The sequence below is a fragment of the Streptomyces sp. MNU89 genome (assembly GCF_020982505.1).
In the GTDB taxonomy this organism is placed as follows: Bacteria; Actinomycetota; Actinomycetes; order Streptomycetales; family Streptomycetaceae; genus Streptomyces; species Streptomyces xinghaiensis.
The window spans coordinates 6,496,121-6,512,328 of record NZ_JAJKLL010000001.1 but is presented as its reverse complement, the minus strand read 5'-3'; the positions used below and the strand labels follow the sequence as shown (position 1 = coordinate 6,512,328).

The following is a 16,208-nucleotide window of genomic DNA, read 5'->3' as shown; positions in this document are numbered from 1 at the left end:
CTACAACTTACCGGGTCGCGTCCCCTGCTTGCCCGGCGCCTCGGTGCGCCGCCACGGTTCGGCGACGGTGCGGAGCGTGGTGGCGGTGGCGACGGCGGCCATGACGGCCTCGTGGCCCTTGTCCTCCCGGCTGCCCTCCAGGCCGGCCCGGTCCAGGGCCTGCTCCTCGGTGTCGCAGGTGAGCACCCCGAAGCCGACCGGGACCCCGGTGTCCACGGAGACCTGGGTGAGCCCCTGGGCCACGCCCTGGCAGACGTATTCGAAGTGCGGGGTGCCGCCCCGGACGACGACGCCGAGGGCCACGATGGCGTCGTAGCCGCGGCCCGCCAGCACCTTGGCGACGACCGGCAGTTCGAAGCTGCCGGGGACGCGGAGCACGGTGGGCTCCTCGATGCCCAGTTCGCCGAGGGCGCGCAGGGCGCCGTCCATGAGGCCGTCCATCACCTGCTCGTGCCACTGCGCGGCGATCACGGCCACGCGCAGATCGCCGGAGTCCTGTACGGACAGTTCGGGGGCACCCTTACCGCTCACGTCTGTTGTCTTCCCTCGCGTCGTGCCCGCCGGGGCGGGCCTGTTGTCGGTGTCGTGCGTTCCGCCGGGTGGCCGGGTCTCCCGCCGGTGCGGCGGGTTCCGGCGGTTCCGGCCGGGGCCTACTGGACGTGGCGGGCCGGCGGCCGGCCGTCGTCCAGCCAGGGCAGGTCGTGGCCCATCCGGTCGCGCTTGGTGCGCAGATAGCGGAGGTTGTGCTCCCCGGCCGCCACCGGCGCGGGCTCCCGGACGACCCGCAGCCCGTGCGCGAGCAGCGCCGCGGTCTTCTCGGGGTTGTTGGTCATCAGCCGCAGACTGCGCACGCCCAGGTCGGTGAGCATCTGCGCGGCGGCGGCGTAGTCGCGGGCGTCGGCGGGCAGGCCGAGCTCCAGGTTGGCGTCGAGGGTGTCCCGGCCGTGCTCCTGGAGTTCGTACGCCCGGAGCTTGGACAGCAGTCCGATGCCCCGGCCCTCGTGGCCGCGGAGGTAGAGGACGACGCCGCGCCCCTCCTCGGTGACCCGGGACAGGGACTCCTGGAGCTGGGGGCCGCAGTCGCAGCGCAGCGAGCCGAAGATGTCGCCGGTGAGGCACTCGGAGTGCACCCGGACGAGGACGTCCGCCCCGTCGCCGATGTCACCCCGCACGAGGGCGATGTGCTCGACGCCGTCGGCCGTGGAGCGGTAGCCGTAGGCGCGGAAGTCGCCGAAGGCGGTGGGCAGCCGGGTCTCGGCCTCGCGGCGGACGGTGGGCTCGGCCGCCCGGCGGTAGGCGATCAGGTCCTCGATGGAGATGATCGACAGGCCGTGCTTGCGGGCGAAGGGGACCAGTTCGGGCAGGCGCATCATGGTGCCGTCCTCGGCGGCGATCTCCACGATCGCGGCGGCGGGGCGCAGCCCGGCGAGCCGGGCGAGGTCGACACCGGCCTCGGTGTGCCCGTTGCGGGTGAGGACGCCGCCGGGCCGGGCGCGCAGCGGGAAGACGTGGCCGGGGCGGACGAAGTCGCCGGGCGTGCTGTCCCCGGAGGCGAGCAGGCGCAGGGTGGTGGCCCGGTCGGCGGCGGAGATGCCGGTGGTCACGCCGTGCTCGCCGGAGGCGTCCACGGAGACGGTGAAGGCGGTGCCCATCGATTCGGTGTTCTCCCGCACCATCTGCGGCAGTTCGAGCCGGTCGAGGGTGTCGCCCTCCATCGGGGCGCAGATGAGGCCGCGGCACTCGGTCATCATGAAGGCGACGATCTCGGGGGTCGCCTTCTCAGCGGCGACGATCAGGTCGCCCTCGTTCTCCCGGTCCTCGTCGTCCACGACCACGACGGGGCGGCCGGCGGCGATGTCGGCGATGGCGCGCTCGACGGGGTCGAGGACGATCCGGTCGTCCGTGTACCCGTCGTCCGTGAACCGGTCGTGGGTGTCCTGGAGTGCGGTGGTCATGCTGGCTCCTTCGGTGCTCCGGAGGCCGGGGCCCGGGGTGTCGCCGGCCCGCGCGGAGCGGAGCGGCGGTGCGGCGGCGGTGCGGGCGGCGGCCGGTGCGGCGGGCCGCGCGGGGGCGGTCATGCGGAGGTCTCCCCGGCGGCGGCCCCGGCCGGCACGGCCTGCCGCGGTGCCCCGGCCGCGGCGGGCGCCGGCTGCCGGCGGGTGTGCAGCCACCAGTCGCGCAGGCCCCACAGGACGAGGACGAAGTAGATGACGTAGACCAGGCCGGAGAACGGCAGTCCGCTGCTGAACGCCAGCGGGACGCCGACCACGTCGACCAGCATCCAGGCGAACCAGAACTCGACCAGCCCGCGCGCCTGGGCGACCATCGCGGCGAGGGTGCCGACGAAGATGTACGCGTCCGGCCAGGGGCTCCAGGAGAGCGACGGCACGGCGGTGAACAGCCCGCCGACGGCCAGGGTCCCGAGGACCGTGCCGACCGCCAGCAGGCCGCGTTCCCGCCGGGTGGCGAAGCGCACCGCGAGGGTGCCGTCCCCCGTGCGCCGCTTCCCGTGCTGCCACTGCCGCCAGCCCCACACGGCGACGCCGATGACCAGCAGTTGCTTGCCTACGCCGCCGCTGAGCTGCGCGGAGGCGTAGGCGGCGACGAGGACGACGCCGGAGAGGAGCTGGGTGGGCCAGGTCCACAGGGAGCGGCGCCAGCCGAGGGCGAGGGCGATCAGGCCCAGGGTGTTGCCCACCATGTCGGACCAGATGACCTCCTGGCCGAGGACGGTGAAGGCGTGGCCGTTCAGCCAGTCGAAGGTGCTCATACGGCGGCCTCCCCGGTGTCGGCTCCGGTGGCGGCTCCGGCGACGGCCCCGGCGGCGTGCGCTCCGGCCGGGACGGCGCCCGCGCCGAGCAGCCGTTCGACGTACTTGGCGAGGACGTCGACCTCCAGGTTGACCGGGTCGCCCGCCTTCTTGCTCCCCAGGGTGGTGAGTTCCAGGGTGGTGGGGATCAGGCTGACGGTGAAGTGGTCGTCCGCCGCCCCGACGACGGTGAGGCTGACGCCGTCGACCGTGATGGAGCCCTTCTCGACGACGTAGCGGGCCAGCCGGGACGGCAGCGAGACCGTGACGAGCTCCCAGTGCTCGCCCGGAACGCGCTCGGTGATGGTGCCGGTGCCGTCCACGTGGCCCTGGACGAGGTGGCCGCCGAGGCGCCCGCCGAGCGCCATGGGGCGTTCGAGGTTGACGCGGCTGCCGGGGCCGAGGGCTCCGAGGCTGGAGCGGTTCAGGGTCTCGGCCATCACATCGGCGGTGAACTCGCCGGCGGCGGTGTCGACGACGGTCAGGCAGACGCCGTTGACGGCGATCGAGTCGCCGTGCTTGGCGTCCTGGGTGACCAGCGGGCCGCGCAGCCGGAAGCGGGAGGAGTCCCCGAGATCCTCGACGGCGGCGACCTCGCCCAGCTCTTCGACGATTCCTGTGAACACGTCAGTTCTCCTCGGAGGCGGGAACGGCGGAAGTGGCGGGGGCGGCGGCCGGAGCCGGCCCCCCGGGAACGGCGGTGATCCGCAGATCCGGACCCAAGCGGTCGACACCGGTCACATCCAGGCGCAACGCGTCGGTGATCGTGCCGATTCCGGCATCGGCGAGGACGGCCGGACCGGCACCGAGCAGGGCGGGGGCCAGATAGCCGACGACCTGGTCGACGGAGCGGGCGGCGACGAAGGCTCCGGCGAGGGTCGCCCCGCCCTCCAGCAGCACGGAGCGCACCTCGCGCTCGTAGAGGGTGCGCAGCAGCATCGGGATGGACAGGCCGCGTCCGCCGGGCGCGCGCGGCAGCCGCACCACGGGGACGAGGCCCTCCAGGTGCGCGGCGTCGGCCTCCTCGGCGACGGCGACGAGGGTGGGCGCGCTGCCGTCAAGGACCCGGGCGCCCGGCCTGACGGCGGAGGCGTTGCTGTCGACGACGACGCGCAGCGGCTGGCGGAGCCCGGCGCCGAGGGTGTCGAGCAGACCGGGGTGGCGGACGGCGAGTTGGGGGTCGTCGGCGCGGGCGGTGCCGGAGCCGACGATCACGGCGTCCGCCTCGGCGCGCAGCCGGTGGACGTCCGCGCGGGAGGCGGGCGAGGAGATCCAGCGGCTGGTGCCGTCGGCGGCGGCGGTCCGGCCGTCGAGCGTGGCCGCGTACTTCCAGCGGACGAACGGCCTGCGGCGGCGTACGGAGGTCAGCCAGGGGAGGTTGACCTCCTCGGCCTCGGCGGCCAGCAGTCCGCGCTCGACCTCGATCCCGGCGGCGGCGAGGGTGGCGGCTCCGCCGGCGGCCTCGTCGTGCGGGTCGGCGACGGCGTAGACGACACGGGCGATCCCGGCGTCGATCAGCGCGCCGGTGCAGGGGCCGGTGCGGCCGGTGTGGTCGCAGGGCTCCAGGGTGACGAGGGCGGTGCCGCCGCGGGCGCGTTCGCCGGCCGCGCGGAGGGCGTGGATCTCGGCGTGCGGCCCGCCGGCCCGCTGGTGGTACCCCTCACCTGCCGGCTGGCCCGCGGCGTCGAGGATCACACACCCGACGACGGGGTTGGGGCTGGTGGAGCCGGTGCCGCGGGCGGCGAGCGCGACGGCACGCCGCATGGCACGGGTCTCGGCCGTGCGGGGCGCTTCGGTGGCCACCGGGTCCTCCTGCCTCTGCGGGCACGGACTCCGGGGCTGTCGACGAGGACAGAGGCGGACGACACACACGGGGCGACGCGGGTACGGCCGTACGGCTCACCCCCACGAAGGGACGGACCGCACCGCCGGACGGCGGCGCACCGGTGCTCGACCGCCGCGCACTGCCTCCCATCCGGACTTTAACCGTCGGTCCAGGAATCTCACCTGGTCAACCGGCCACTGGCAGTGGCCGGGTCGCGGACTTTAACCGCCGGTTCGGACTTTCACCGACCCCGGAGTGCGCTGACGTCACTGGTACGGCCCCCAGTCTGCCACGCGACGGCGACGCCGGCCCGGGCGCGTCCTGTGTCATCGCTCACAGCGCGCACCGCCGGCGTCACGCTCCGGCGGGGCGGAGAGCCGCGGACACGGGGGCGGGGCCCGCCGGACGACCGGCGGTGAGCTGCGGAAACGGGCGGGGGTGACGAGGCCGAAAGGGCCGTCGCCGACCCCGCTCCGCTACGGCCGGGGGCGGCGACGGAGGGACCGGAGGCCGGAATGGCCGGATCCGGGGTTGCGGCCGGGGCCGTTCCGGTCTCGACCGCCGCGGTACCGCTCCGGACAGCCGTGGCCCGAACCGCCGCGGCCCGCACCGCCGCAGCCCGTATCGCTGCCCCTGCCGGCGTCGCGTCAGAGCTGCCCGGGCCAGTGGTCCGGGCCGCCGCCGCGCCACTCGATCAGGGACGGGTCGTCGAGGCGCACCTCGTCCGGGTCGAGTCCGGCGCGGCGCAGGAATTCGAGGAGATCGCGGGGGCCGGTCGCGGTACCGGCACGCCGGCCGCGGATCTCGACCCGCCGGCCGGTGCCGGCCGGCGGGTGCACGAGCACAGGCGGCTTGTCGTTCATGTGTTCCAGCCTGCCCCCGACCCCGGCACCCCGCACATCGGTGACCGCCGTCACTCCGCGCACGGCCGTAACGCCCCTGGAGCACCCCCCTTAACATTGGCGGGATTTCATCGCCGTCGGCACCGGCGGCAGGGCAGAGGAAACGGAGTGGTCATGGGCCTCGGCGTGGGCTGGAAACTGCACGGTGACGGGCGGGTTCCCGCACCCGGTGCGGTCGTCGGGCCGGACGAACGGCTGTCGTGGCCGCGGACGGCGGGGCTGGGCGCGCAGCACGTGGTGGCCATGTTCGGGGCGAGCTTCGTGGCGCCCGTGCTCATGGGCCTGGACCCGAATCTGGCCATCATGATGTCCGGCTTCGCCACCATGATCTTCCTGCTGGCGACGCGCGGCCGGGTGCCCAGCTACCTCGGGTGCAGCCTCTCCTTCGTCGGTGTGGCGGCGGCGATCAAGGCGCAGGGCGGCGGCATCGCGACGATCACCGGGGCGATCCTGGTCGTCGGTGTCGTGCTCTTCCTGAGCGGCCTGGTCGTCCAGAAGTTCGGGGCGCGGGTCATCCACGCGACGATGCCGCCCGTCGTCACCGGTGCCGTCGTGATGCTGATCGGCTTCAACCTGGCTCCGGTGACCGCCTCCGTGTACTGGCCGCAGGACCAGTGGACGGCGCTGCTGACCATGCTCTTCACCGGGCTGGCCGTGGTCGTGCTGCGCGGCTTCTGGTCGCGGATCGCGATCTTCCTCGGTCTCGCCTTCGGGTACGGCGTCTCCTGGCTCTTCGACCTCGCCCTCGGCAAGATCCATTCGGTGCAGGGCGGCACCGAGGCCGTGGACCACTGGCGGCTGGATCTGTCCGGTGTCGCCGAAGCGGCGTGGTTCGGGCTGCCGTCCTTCCACGCCCCGGCGTTCGAACTGCCGGCGGTCCTGGTCGCCCTGCCCGTGGTGATCGCGCTGATCGCCGAGAACGCCGGCCATGTGAAGGCCGTCGGCGAGATGACCGGCGACCCGCTCGACGACCAGCTGGGCACCGCGATCGCGGCGGACGGCGCGGGCACCGTGCTGTCCACCGCCGTCGGCGGCCCGGCCACCACCACGTACGCCGAGAACATCGGCGTGATGGCCGCCTCCCGCGTCTACTCCACGGCCGCCTACTGGGCCGCGGCCCTCTTCGCCCTGCTCTTCGGCCTCTGCCCCAAGTTCGGCGCGGTCGTGGCCGCGATACCCGGGGGCGTGCTCGGAGGCATCACCGTCATCCTCTACGGCATGATCGGCCTGCTCGGCGCGCAGATCTGGGTGCACAACAAGGTGGACCTGCGCAATCCGCTGAATCTGGTGCCGGTGGCGGCGGGCGTCGTCATCGGGGTCGGCGGGGTCGGCCTGCGGATCACCGATGACTTCGAGCTGAACGGCATCGCGCTCGGCACCATCGTGGTGCTCAGCGGCTACCACGTGCTGCGTGCGCTCGCCCCGGCGCACATGAAGGCGGAAGAACCGTTGCTGGACGAGGGCACCACCTCCTACGACGACGCGGCCCGGGAGGAGCCGGAGGGCACCGGCACCCCCGCGAAGTGACCCGGGGGCGGGCCCGTTCCCCACGGTGGTCACGAGGGAGCCCAAGTCGCATCCGTCAATCGGGAGTTGACCGGCGGGGGCCACCGCCATTAGGCCGTTCCGGTCACCAACAGTGACATCGCCGGACAGATGCGCCGGGGAATGTCACCGTGCGTGCATGACCACAACCGAACCCCTGGCTGCGGCCGATGTGCGGGACGCGATGGAGCGGATGCGGGTCCTGGAGGCCGCGCTCCCCCGGCAGGACGGGGTGGCCGTCTTCAACCGGGTCTATCTGTCCGTCACCGAGGAGCTGGAGCGGCGCGTCGCGGCGGGCCACTTCCGGGACCCGGCCCTGACCGCCGGGTTCGCGGCGCGCTTCGCCCGGCGCTATCTGACGGCGGTGGACGCCGACGGGGCCGGGCGCCGCCCGCCGGCCTGCTGGCGCCCGCTGTTCCAGCAGCGCCGTCATCCCGGCGTGCTCCCCGTGCAGTTCGCCCTCGCCGGGGTCAACGCCCATGTCGGGCACGACCTGGCGCTGGCCGTCGTGGACACCTGCACGGCGCGCGGCTGCGAACCGGGGGCGCTGCGGAGCGACTACGAGCGGGTGGACGAGGTCCTCGTCGAGCTGGAGGAGCGGATCCGGGAGGAGCTGATGCCCGGCCCGGACCTGCTGGACGTGGCCGACCCGCTGACCCATCTCACCGGTTCCTGGTGTCTGGCCCGGGCCCGGGAGGGGGCCTGGGCCGCCTCCCGCGTGCTGTGGGAACTGCGCGGGGCGGACGGGCTCCGCGAGGAGTTCCGGGAGCGGCTCGACACGGGGACCGGCATGGTCGGCCGCTTCCTCCTCACACCGCTGGGGTGACGGGGCGGGGCGGCCCGGCGGGACGGCAGCGGGCGCCGGGCCGCGCGACCGGCCCGGGCGGCCCGTCCCCGCCGCGCCCGGGCCTTCCGCCCCGCGCACTTCCGCTCAGTCCTCCGGCAGTTCGACCGGCGCGATCTCGTCGTAGACGTCGCCCGGGCCGGGGTTGGCCGGGTCCGTCCTGCCGCCCAGGTGGCGCATGACCCCCCAGACGGCGTTCAGGGCGGTCTGCACGGCGCCCTCGGCCCAGCCGGCCGTCCAGGAGATGTCGTCGCCCGCGAGGAACAGCCCCCGCCGGTCCTCGGGCAGCCGGTCCTGCACGAAGTGGGTGAACAGCCGGCGCTGGTAGCGGTAGTGGCCGGGCAGATTGGCCTTGAACGCGCCCATGAAGTACGGCTCGTTCTCCCAGGAGACGGTGACCGGGTTGCCGATGATGTGCCGCCGGATGTCCACCTTCGGGTAGATCTCGCCGAGCGACTTGAGCATGACCTCCATCCGCTCGTTCGCGTCCAGCGGCAGCCACTTCAGGCTGTCGTCGCACCAGGTGTAGGAGAGGCAGATCACGGCGGGCCGGCCGGGGCCGTCGTCGAGCAGATACGTGCCCCGGGTCATCCGGTCGGTGAGCGTCATGCTCATCACGTCCCGCCCCGTCGGCTCGCCCCGGTCGTCGACGTCCTCGTCCAGCCAGAACGGCCGGTCGACGGGGACGAACAGCTTGGAGGACTCCATGTAGTGGGTGCGTTCGATCGCCGTCCAGTGGTCGATCGGGAAGAGCGCGTCATCGCACTCGATCTTGGACAGCAGCATCCAGCTCTGCGCCGTGAAGACCGCCGCCCGGTAGGTGCGGATGTCACCGCGGGCGTCGGTGACGGTGACGCGGTTGCCCGCCGTACGGTGCAGCCGGGTCACGGCCGGGCGGGGCTCCCCGTCGGGGTGCAGCTCGGCGAGCGAGGTGCCGTGCGGCCAGTGGACGAGCTTCTCGGGCCGGTGCTCCCAGAGCCGCAGCGGGAGTTGCTGGCTGCCGCCGACGATGCCGCGGTGGTCGTCGTCCGCGCCGGTGTAGACGACGCGCAGGATCTCCAGGATGGAGTTGGGGAAGTCGGTGTCCCAGCCGCCGGTGCCGAAACCGACCTGGCCGAAGATCTCCCGGTGCCGGAAGGACCGGAAGGCGTCGGAGGCGCAGAGGAAGCCGTAGAAGGTCTGGTTGTCGAGCTTCTCCACCAGCCGGGACCAGATCTCGCGGATCACCGGGACGTCCCGCTCGCGCAGGGCGCGCTGCATGGCGGAGAAGTCGGCGCCCTCCTCCAGACAGGCGTTCCAGGCGTTCATCACCTGGGTGTAGACCTCGGGGAGGTCGTCCAGGGTGCGGGCGTAGTGGGACTCGCCCTTGAGGTCGACGACCGTGGAGGGCGTGGCCGGCGAGAGCGGGTTGGGGAAGGGCCGGGTCTCCAGACCCACGAGGTCCACGTAGTGCTGGAAGGCGGTGGAGGACGGCGGGAAGCGCATGGCGCCCATCTCGGCGGTCAGGGACGGGTCACAGCCCTCGAAGCCGACGGTGCGCAGCCGGCCGCCGATCCGGTCCGCCTCGTAGACGACCGGCCTGAGGCCCATCTTCATCAGCTCGTACGCGGTGACGATGCCGGAGAGGCCACCGCCGATGACGGCGACCTCGGTGCCGTGCTCGGTGGCGGGCACGGAGCCCAGCCCGGCCGGGTGCGCCAGGAAGTCGTCGTACGGATAGGGGAAGTCCGGGCCGAACATGGTGATGGGCGGCTGGGACTGGGCCTCGGCGTGCTGCTCGTCGTGGACGGCGGTGGGCACGGACGTCATCGGCTGGGGTCTCCTGGGGATGCGGTACGGCGGATGCGGATGCGGTGCGGATGCAGTGCGGGTGGTGCCGGGCGCGGGTGGTGCCGGGGCGTGCGCGGTGCCGGTACGGGGCCGGTACGGGGCGGGGCTGGTGGACGGAGCCGGGGGTGCAAGCGGTGGCCGGGCGCGGCCGGCCTCAGCCCTCGGTGAGCGATCCGTAGAGCTCGGGGCGCCGGTCGCGCAGATAGGGATTCGCGGCGCGGGACCGGCCGAGCAGCTCCCGGTCGGCGTCGGCGACGAGCAGGTCCTCACCGGAGCCGGCGCGGGCGGGAACGGTGCCGTCGGGGGCGGCGAGGCAGCTGAGCCCGGTGAAGTCGAACTCCCCTTCGGGGCCGCAGCGGTTGACGTAGGCGATGTGCAACTGGCTCTCGTAGGCACGCGCCGGGACCAGCGTGCGCGCGACGATCTCATACGGGCGCATGAGCGCAGTGGGTACGAGCAGCAGTTCGGTTCCGGCCAGGGCGTGCGCGCGCACGGTCTCCGGGAACTCGACGTCGTAGCAGATCAGCAGCCCGAGCCGGGTGCCGTCCAGCTCGGCCTGGACGACCGGCTCACCGCCCGGTGCGAAGTGGGTGGTCTCGAACTCCCCGTAGAGATGGGTCTTGCGGTACTGGGCGAGCGGGGTGCCGTCGGGGCCGGTCAGCCGGACGGCGTTGTAGACGGCGTCGCCGTCGCGCTCCGGGTAGCCGAGGCCGATGGCGAGCCCGTGGTCGGCGGCGATCCGGGCGACCCGGTCGGCGGACGGCCCGTCGGCGGGCTCGGCCAGCCCGGGCAGCCGGTCGCCGACGGCGTATCCGGTCAGGAACAGCTCGGAGGTCAGCAGCAGCCGGGCGCCGGAGGCGGCGGCGCGGCGGGCCGCGTCCGCCAGGAGCCGCAGGTTGTGCGGCACATCGCCGGGGCGGCCGGAGCTCTGGAGCAGGGCGGTGCGCAGCGGCGGCATGGAGGTCCTCGGGAGGTACGAAACGGGCGATGAGGGGACGGAAAGACGGTACGGTCGCCCGATCCGGCCGGACAAGCCGCTTCCGTTGCCACCAACAGGCGATTCATTGCGCCTGCCGGGCCCGGTCCGGCGATTCGTTGCGCGATGGGGCCGCGTGCGGTCGGCGCCCGCCGGGTGCGCACCCCGGGCGCCCTCCGGCTCCGCCCCGTGTCGCTCCTCCGGCCGCCCGGAGGCCGGGCCGGGACCGCCGCCCTTATCCCCTGCCGCCGCTACCGGGGCGCCCCGTTGCCGTAGCGCCGCAGCAGCGGGGAGAGCACCAGCACGGACTTGGTGCGCTCCACGTACGGCTCGCCCGCGATCTGTTCCAGCACCCGTTCGAAGTGCCGCATGTCGGAGGCGAAGATCTGCGCGATGGCGTCCGCGTCACCGGTCACGGTCGAGGCGGACACCACCTCCGGGTAGCGCGAGAGACCGCGCCGGATCGCCTCCGGGGTGGTGTGGCGCCGGCAGTAGATCTCGATGAACCCCTCGGTCGCCCAGCCGAGCGCCGCCGGGTCCACCCGGACGGTGAACCCGGTGATCGCCCCCTCGGCCCGCAGCCGGTCCACCCGCCGCTTGACGGCCGGGGCGGAGAGGCCGACCTCGGCGCCGATGTCGGCATAGGAGCGCCGGGCGTCCCCGGCGAGGGCGTGGACGATGCGTTCGTCGAGCTCGTTGAGTCGCACTGCGGATGGATCACTTCTCTGGACGGAGGGGCCGCACGCGGCACCCCGGCGGGGCGGGCGCGGGGCGGCGGACGCCGCAGCCGCAGTACAGCACAGTCCGCCCCGCCCCGGCCGACGGCGGGCGCCCGGCCGTTCCCGCGCCGCCGCCGCGGCGTCCGCGGGAACGGCGGGGCCCGTCGCCGTCGCTCCGGCGCGGGCCGCCGTCAGAGCCAGCTGGCGTGGAGCGGCTGGCCCTCCGCGTAGCCGGCGGCGCTCTGGACGCCGACGACGGAGCGCTCGTGGAACTCCTCCACGGAGCCCGCGCCCGCGTAGGTGCAGGAGCTGCGCACGCCCGCGACAATCGCGTCGATCAGGTCCTCGACACCCGGGCGGGCCGGGTCGAGGTACATCCGGGAGGTGGAGATCCCCTCCTCGAAGAGGCCCTTGCGGGCCCGGTCGTACGCCGACTCCTCGCTGGTGCGCTTCTGCACGGCCCGCGCGGACGCCATGCCGTAACTCTCCTTGTAGAAGCGGCCGTCGGGGTCCTGCTGCAGATCGCCCGGCGACTCGTGCGTACCGGCGAACCAGGAGCCGATCATGACGTTGGACGCCCCCGCGGCCAGCGCCATGGCGACATCGCGCGGATGCCGCACCCCACCGTCGGCCCAGACGTGCCTGCCCAGCCTGCGGGCCTCGGCCGCGCATTCGAGGACGGCGGAGAACTGGGGGCGGCCCACACCGGTCATCATGCGCGTGGTGCACATGGCGCCCGGACCGACCCCGACCTTGACGATGTCGGCCCCCGCCTCGACCAAGTCGCGCACGCCCTCGGCGGAGACCACGTTGCCCGCGACGACCGGCACCCGGGGGTCCAGGGCGCGGATCGCCCTCAGGGTGCTGATCATGCTGTCCTGGTGGCCGTGCGCGGTGTCCACGACCAGGGTGTCCACCCCGGCGGCCAGCAGCCCCTCGGCGCGGCGCACGGATCCGCCGTTGATGCCGACGGCGACGGCGATGCGGAGCCGGCCGTCCGCGTCGGTGTTCGGGGTGTAGAGCGTGGCCCGGAGCGCGCTCTTGCGGGTGAGGATGCCGGCCAGGCGCCCGTCCGCGCCGACCACCGGGGCGAGTTTGCGGTGGGCCGCGTCGAGCCGGTTGAAGGCGTCGCGCGGGTCGACGCCGTCCTCCAGGAGCACCAGTTCCCGCGACATGACCTCGGAGAGCTGGGTGAAGCGGTCCACACCGTTCAGATCGGACTCGGTGACGACGCCGACGGGCCGGCCGTCCTCGACGACGATGCCCGCGCCGTGCGCCCGCTTGGGGAGCAGGGAGAGCGCGTCGGCGACGGTCCCCGTGGGCCCGAGGGTGATCGGGGTGTCGAAGACCCGGTGCCGCTGCTTCACCCAGGAGACGACCTCGGTGACGACGTCCAGCGGGATGTCCTGCGGGATGACGACGAGACCACCCCGCCGGGCCACGGTCTCCGCCATCCGGCGGCCCGCGATCGCCGTCATGTTGGCGACCACGATGGGGATGGTGGTGCCGGTGCCGTCGGGGGTGGCGAGGTCCACGCCGTGCCGGGAACCGACGGCGGAACGGTTCGGCACCATGAAGACGTCGTCGTACGTCAGGTCGTAGGGGACCGGAGCTGTCTCTACGGGGCGCCCCGTGCCGGGCTCGAGGAAACGCATAGGTCTCACTTTTCGGGTGGAACGGCGCAGGTGACTCCCACGTGGACACGGCAAAGGACCCCCGGCCTCCGTTCCGCTCCTCCGCGGGGGCGGGCGTGGCGGGGGTTTCCGTGCCAGGCAGTGAGACCTGCCTTGCTCCGGAATTTTACCGGATCACCCGACCATGGGCCCGGGCACGCGGCCCGGGTCCCGCACGCCCCGGATCCGGAGCGGCGCCCGGAAGGGCTCCCGGCCGCCGGAGCGGGCACCTCGCGGCGGGCACCCCGGGCCGCCCGGGCCCGCGGGCCGTCACGTGTTCGCGGGCTCCGCGCCGTCGGGGTCGGCGCGGTCGAGTGCCGGCCGCGGCTTGGGGCCCGTCTCCTGGAGGAGGTGGTCCGCGGCGGCCGTGTCCGTCACCAGGCTGGTGACCAGGCCGGAGCGGAGCACGGCGTCGATCGCGGCCGCCTTCCGCCGTCCGCCGGCGATGGCGACCACCTCGGGGATGCGGCGCAGCCGGTCGGCCTCGACGGTGATGCAGCGCTCGCCCAGGTCGCGCCCGATCCGGCGGCCGTCGGCGGCGAAGAGGTGCGCGGACATCTCGGCGGCGGCGCCCAGCGAGGCGTAGTGGGCGCGCTCCTCGTCCGACAGCATGTCGTGGACGGTGGAGATGCCGGGCTCCCAGGAGCCGATGGAGACGGCCGCGACGGTCACCTTGTCGAAGTACTCGAAGGCACGTGCGATGCCGGGCTGGGCGCGGAGGGCGGCGGCGGTGGTGGCGTCCGGCAGGAGCATCGGCGCGTAGATGGGGTGCGCCTCGCCGCCGGAGACGGTCGCCGCGCGGCGGACGGCCTCCACGGAGCCGCGTTCGGCGGTGCCGGCGTCGTAGACCCCGGTGAGCTGGACGACGGTGCAGGGCGGCAGCCGGTTGAGGGCGGCGGCCATGTGGATGGTGGAGCGGCCCCAGGCGAGGCCGAGCACATCGCCCTCGTTGACGAGTTCGCCGAGCAGGTCGGCGGCGACCTCGCCGAGGTTCTCCGGGTCCACTCCGTCGTCCTCGGCGTCGGAAGGCGATTCGACGACGACGGCGTTGCGCAGGCCGTAGCGGGCACGCAGCGCGTCGGAGCGCTCGGCGTCCAGCTCGGCGGGTACCCGGATCTCGATCCGGACGAGGTCGCGTTCGAGCGCCGTCTCCAGCACACGGGCGACCTTGAAGCGGCTGACGCCGAACTCCTCGGCGATCTGGATCTTGGACTTTCCCTCGAGGTAGAAGCGGCGGGCCATGGCCGCCGCCTGCACCAGCTCCGCGGGTCCCATCCGCATGGCTGATCGGCCCGTCGACACCGCTTTCTCCTTCACTGTTCACTGTCCCATTCGTGAACCCGCCGCCATCCTGTCAGAAGCGGCGGTCGCCGGCCGGTCCTCGCGCTCCACTCCACCGGAGAGTTCACCGGAGTTCATCGCTCCGTGTCCTCCGGGGCCGGGTGTCAGTGCCCGCGGGCCCACCCCGCCTTGGCCGTCGCCTCCTCGGCCTGGCGGCGCAGGGCGCGCACCGCGGCGGCCGGGTCGTCCGCGCCGTAGACGGCGGACCCGGCGACGAAGACGTCGGCGCCGGCCTCGGCGCAGCGCTCGATGGTGTCCGCCGAGACACCGCCGTCGACCTGGAGCCACATCTCCAGGCCGTGCCGGGAGATCAGCTCCCGGGTGCGGCGGATCTTCGGCAGCATGATGTCGAGGAAGGCCTGTCCGCCGAAGCCCGGCTCCACGGTCATCACGAGGAGCATGTCGAGCTCGGGCAGCAGGTCCTCGTACGGCTCGATGGGGGTGGCGGGCTTGAGCGCCATCGCGGCCCTGGCCCCCTTGGCCCGGATCTCGCGGGCCAGCCGGACCGGCGCGGCGGCGGCCTCGGCGTGGAAGGTGACCGAGCCGGCGCCGGCCTCGACGTAGGCGGGGGCCCAGCGGTCCGGCTGTTCGATCATGAGGTGGCAGTCCAGCGGGGTGTCCGTCGCCCTGCTCAGCGACTCGACGACCGGCACGCCGAGGGTGAGATTCGGGACGAAGTGGTTGTCCATGACGTCGACGTGGAGCCAGTCGGCGCCCTGGGCGGCCTTCGCCTCCTCCGCGAGGCGGGAGAAGTCGGCGGAGAGAATACTGGGACTGATCTGCACGGCCATGGGGACAGCCTGCCATGCGTGGGAGGGGTCCGCCGACGCCCGTTTCCGGCATTCCGTGACCCTCCCTCCCCAACCGCCCGAGAACGATTTCGTGACGGTGTCCGTCCGGTGTCCGCGGCGCGGGCGGGGGAACCGTCGCCGCTGTCCGCGTTCCACACGCCCACCGTCGAACTAATCCGACATTAAGCAGATTATCTGCCTATACGGTGCCGATCTGTGCGATCTCCACCGGATGGAAAGGAACACCTGTGAAGCAGAACGGGATGCGGCTCGGCCTGACGGTCCTGGCGGCACTGGCCCTGGCGGGCGGAGGCGTGTCGGCCGCCCAGGCCCACGACGGGTACGGCAAGGACCATCACGGCGGCCCCACCTTCGTGGTGAACGGGGACAACAACCACTTCGCGGTGGGAGACGAGAACGTCATCGGCCGGGACGGCGTGGTCAGCTCGGGCCACAGCGACACCAGCGGGGTGGGGGCCGGCGAGGAGGTCGGGACACCGGCCCAGCCGTACGGCACCGTCATCAGCCCCAGCGGCGTCGTGAAGCGGGCCCAGCCGACCACCAACTCGGCGAACCTGGGAACACTCGCCTACCACGCGCAGGTCGGGCTCAACTGCAAGGTCCACGGCCAGAACGTCGACGGCAACGACCTCTGGTACCTGCTGCGGGACGGGTCCGGATGGGTCGCCGCCCGGTACGTCCAGAACACGGGCACGGTGCCGTTCTGCCCCTCCGTGGAGGATTCGGAGGGCGGCGGCACCCAGGCCCTCCGCGGCGCTTCCCGGGACGGCGGCACGAGCACCGCCGACATGGAGACCGCCGACATGGGCACCGCGGCCCCGAGCCGGACGGACACGGCCGGTCCGCAGGGCTGACCCCCGTACGGACACCCGGCCCCGGCCGGTACCGGCGACCGGGCGTCGCCCGTACCGGCCGGGGCCACCGGGGTACCG

Annotated in this window: 15 protein-coding genes and 1 riboswitch; of the genes, 3 read left to right on the top strand and 12 right to left on the bottom strand. The window is 73.6% G+C overall.

The window, feature by feature from the left end:
• The 6 genes from ribH to E4N63_RS27910 form a co-directional block, all read right to left on the bottom strand.
• Complete coding sequence (gene ribH, locus E4N63_RS27935) at positions 1 to 531, bottom strand: 6,7-dimethyl-8-ribityllumazine synthase (protein ID WP_125626179.1); 531 nt, start codon at positions 529 to 531, stop codon at positions 1 to 3.
• 119 nt (positions 532 to 650) lie between these two features.
• Entirely contained in the window at positions 651 to 1,955 is a 1,305-nt protein-coding gene (locus E4N63_RS27930; RefSeq protein WP_125626180.1) for a bifunctional 3,4-dihydroxy-2-butanone-4-phosphate synthase/GTP cyclohydrolase II, read from the bottom strand.
• Between the two features lie 119 nt (positions 1,956 to 2,074).
• Positions 2,075 to 2,770, bottom strand: a complete 696-nt coding sequence (locus tag E4N63_RS27925) for a nicotinamide mononucleotide transporter family protein (RefSeq protein ID WP_125626181.1) — start codon at positions 2,768 to 2,770, stop codon at positions 2,075 to 2,077.
• Complete coding sequence (locus E4N63_RS27920) at positions 2,767 to 3,435, bottom strand: riboflavin synthase (protein ID WP_125626182.1); 669 nt, start codon at positions 3,433 to 3,435, stop codon at positions 2,767 to 2,769. Before E4N63_RS27920 ends, E4N63_RS27925 begins: the two co-directional genes overlap by 4 nt.
• 1 nt (position 3,436) lies before the next feature.
• A complete protein-coding gene (gene ribD, locus E4N63_RS27915) occupies positions 3,437 to 4,573 on the bottom strand; it encodes a bifunctional diaminohydroxyphosphoribosylaminopyrimidine deaminase/5-amino-6-(5-phosphoribosylamino)uracil reductase RibD (RefSeq protein ID WP_125626187.1) in 1,137 nt (378 codons plus the stop codon).
• Positions 4,574 to 4,766: 193 nt separating this feature from the next.
• A riboswitch (FMN riboswitch) is annotated at positions 4,767 to 4,897 on the bottom strand.
• Positions 4,898 to 5,281: 384 nt separating this feature from the next.
• Positions 5,282 to 5,497 (bottom strand): hypothetical protein, encoded by a 216-nt coding sequence (locus E4N63_RS27910; protein ID WP_125626183.1) that lies wholly within the window; start codon positions 5,495 to 5,497, stop codon positions 5,282 to 5,284.
• A gap of 153 nt (positions 5,498 to 5,650) precedes the next feature.
• Here E4N63_RS27910 and E4N63_RS27905 point away from each other — a divergent pair, with 153 nt between their 5' ends.
• Together E4N63_RS27905 and E4N63_RS27900 are read left to right on the top strand one after the other, a co-directional pair.
• Positions 5,651 to 7,063 carry a uracil-xanthine permease family protein gene (locus E4N63_RS27905; protein WP_125626184.1) on the top strand — a complete coding sequence of 471 codons (1,413 nt, stop codon included), beginning with the start codon at positions 5,651 to 5,653 and terminating at the stop codon, positions 7,061 to 7,063.
• A gap of 157 nt (positions 7,064 to 7,220) precedes the next feature.
• The gene (locus E4N63_RS27900) at positions 7,221 to 7,907 is read left to right on the top strand and encodes a DUF5995 family protein (RefSeq protein ID WP_230241960.1); all 687 of its coding nucleotides are present in this window, start codon (positions 7,221 to 7,223) and stop codon (positions 7,905 to 7,907) included.
• A 105-nt stretch (positions 7,908 to 8,012) separates the two neighbouring features.
• Here the strand turns inward: E4N63_RS27900 and E4N63_RS27895 are convergent, their stop codons facing one another.
• The 6 genes from E4N63_RS27895 to rpe form a co-directional block, all read right to left on the bottom strand.
• Positions 8,013 to 9,734: an NAD(P)/FAD-dependent oxidoreductase gene (locus E4N63_RS27895; protein ID WP_125626186.1), complete on the bottom strand. Its 1,722-nt coding sequence runs from the start codon at positions 9,732 to 9,734 to the stop codon at positions 8,013 to 8,015.
• A 175-nt stretch (positions 9,735 to 9,909) separates the two neighbouring features.
• Complete coding sequence (locus E4N63_RS27890) at positions 9,910 to 10,713, bottom strand: carbon-nitrogen hydrolase family protein (protein ID WP_228429681.1); 804 nt, start codon at positions 10,711 to 10,713, stop codon at positions 9,910 to 9,912.
• 269 nt (positions 10,714 to 10,982) lie between these two features.
• A complete protein-coding gene (locus E4N63_RS27885) occupies positions 10,983 to 11,438 on the bottom strand; it encodes an Lrp/AsnC family transcriptional regulator (RefSeq protein ID WP_019708705.1) in 456 nt (151 codons plus the stop codon).
• 203 nt (positions 11,439 to 11,641) lie between these two features.
• Positions 11,642 to 13,105 (bottom strand): GuaB1 family IMP dehydrogenase-related protein, encoded by a 1,464-nt coding sequence (locus E4N63_RS27880; protein ID WP_125626281.1) that lies wholly within the window; start codon positions 13,103 to 13,105, stop codon positions 11,642 to 11,644.
• A 288-nt stretch (positions 13,106 to 13,393) separates the two neighbouring features.
• The gene (locus tag E4N63_RS27875) at positions 13,394 to 14,398 is read right to left on the bottom strand and encodes a sugar-binding transcriptional regulator (protein ID WP_185831356.1); all 1,005 of its coding nucleotides are present in this window, start codon (positions 14,396 to 14,398) and stop codon (positions 13,394 to 13,396) included.
• Between the two features lie 170 nt (positions 14,399 to 14,568).
• Positions 14,569 to 15,255 carry a ribulose-phosphate 3-epimerase gene (rpe, locus tag E4N63_RS27870; protein WP_125626279.1) on the bottom strand — a complete coding sequence of 229 codons (687 nt, stop codon included), beginning with the start codon at positions 15,253 to 15,255 and terminating at the stop codon, positions 14,569 to 14,571.
• Positions 15,256 to 15,503: 248 nt separating this feature from the next.
• Between rpe and E4N63_RS27865 the strand changes: the two genes are divergently transcribed.
• The gene (locus tag E4N63_RS27865; protein ID WP_185831355.1) at positions 15,504 to 16,130 is read left to right on the top strand and encodes an SH3 domain-containing protein; all 627 of its coding nucleotides are present in this window, start codon (positions 15,504 to 15,506) and stop codon (positions 16,128 to 16,130) included.
• Positions 16,131 to 16,208 lie beyond the last annotated feature (78 nt).

Bases quoted from the DNA above. Each gene is read 5' to 3' on its own strand.
- E4N63_RS27930 (WP_125626180.1), bottom strand. From the start codon at position 1,955: ATGACCACCGCACTCCAGGACACCCACGACCGGTTCACGGACGACGGG.
- E4N63_RS27925 (WP_125626181.1), bottom strand. From the start codon at position 2,770: ATGAGCACCTTCGACTGGCTGAACGGCCACGCCTTCACCGTCCTCGGC.
- ribD (WP_125626187.1), bottom strand. From the start codon at position 4,573: ATGCGGCGTGCCGTCGCGCTCGCCGCCCGCGGCACCGGCTCCACCAGC.
- E4N63_RS27910 (WP_125626183.1), bottom strand. From the start codon at position 5,497: ATGAACGACAAGCCGCCTGTGCTCGTGCACCCGCCGGCCGGCACCGGC.
- E4N63_RS27905 (WP_125626184.1), top strand. From the start codon at position 5,651: ATGGGCCTCGGCGTGGGCTGGAAACTGCACGGTGACGGGCGGGTTCCC.
- E4N63_RS27900 (WP_230241960.1), top strand. From the start codon at position 7,221: ATGACCACAACCGAACCCCTGGCTGCGGCCGATGTGCGGGACGCGATG.
- E4N63_RS27895 (WP_125626186.1), bottom strand. From the start codon at position 9,734: ATGACGTCCGTGCCCACCGCCGTCCACGACGAGCAGCACGCCGAGGCC.
- E4N63_RS27890 (WP_228429681.1), bottom strand. From the start codon at position 10,713: ATGCCGCCGCTGCGCACCGCCCTGCTCCAGAGCTCCGGCCGCCCCGGC.
- E4N63_RS27880 (WP_125626281.1), bottom strand. From the start codon at position 13,105: ATGCGTTTCCTCGAGCCCGGCACGGGGCGCCCCGTAGAGACAGCTCCG.
- E4N63_RS27875 (WP_185831356.1), bottom strand. From the start codon at position 14,398: ATGGGACCCGCGGAGCTGGTGCAGGCGGCGGCCATGGCCCGCCGCTTC.
- rpe (WP_125626279.1), bottom strand. From the start codon at position 15,255: ATGGCCGTGCAGATCAGTCCCAGTATTCTCTCCGCCGACTTCTCCCGC.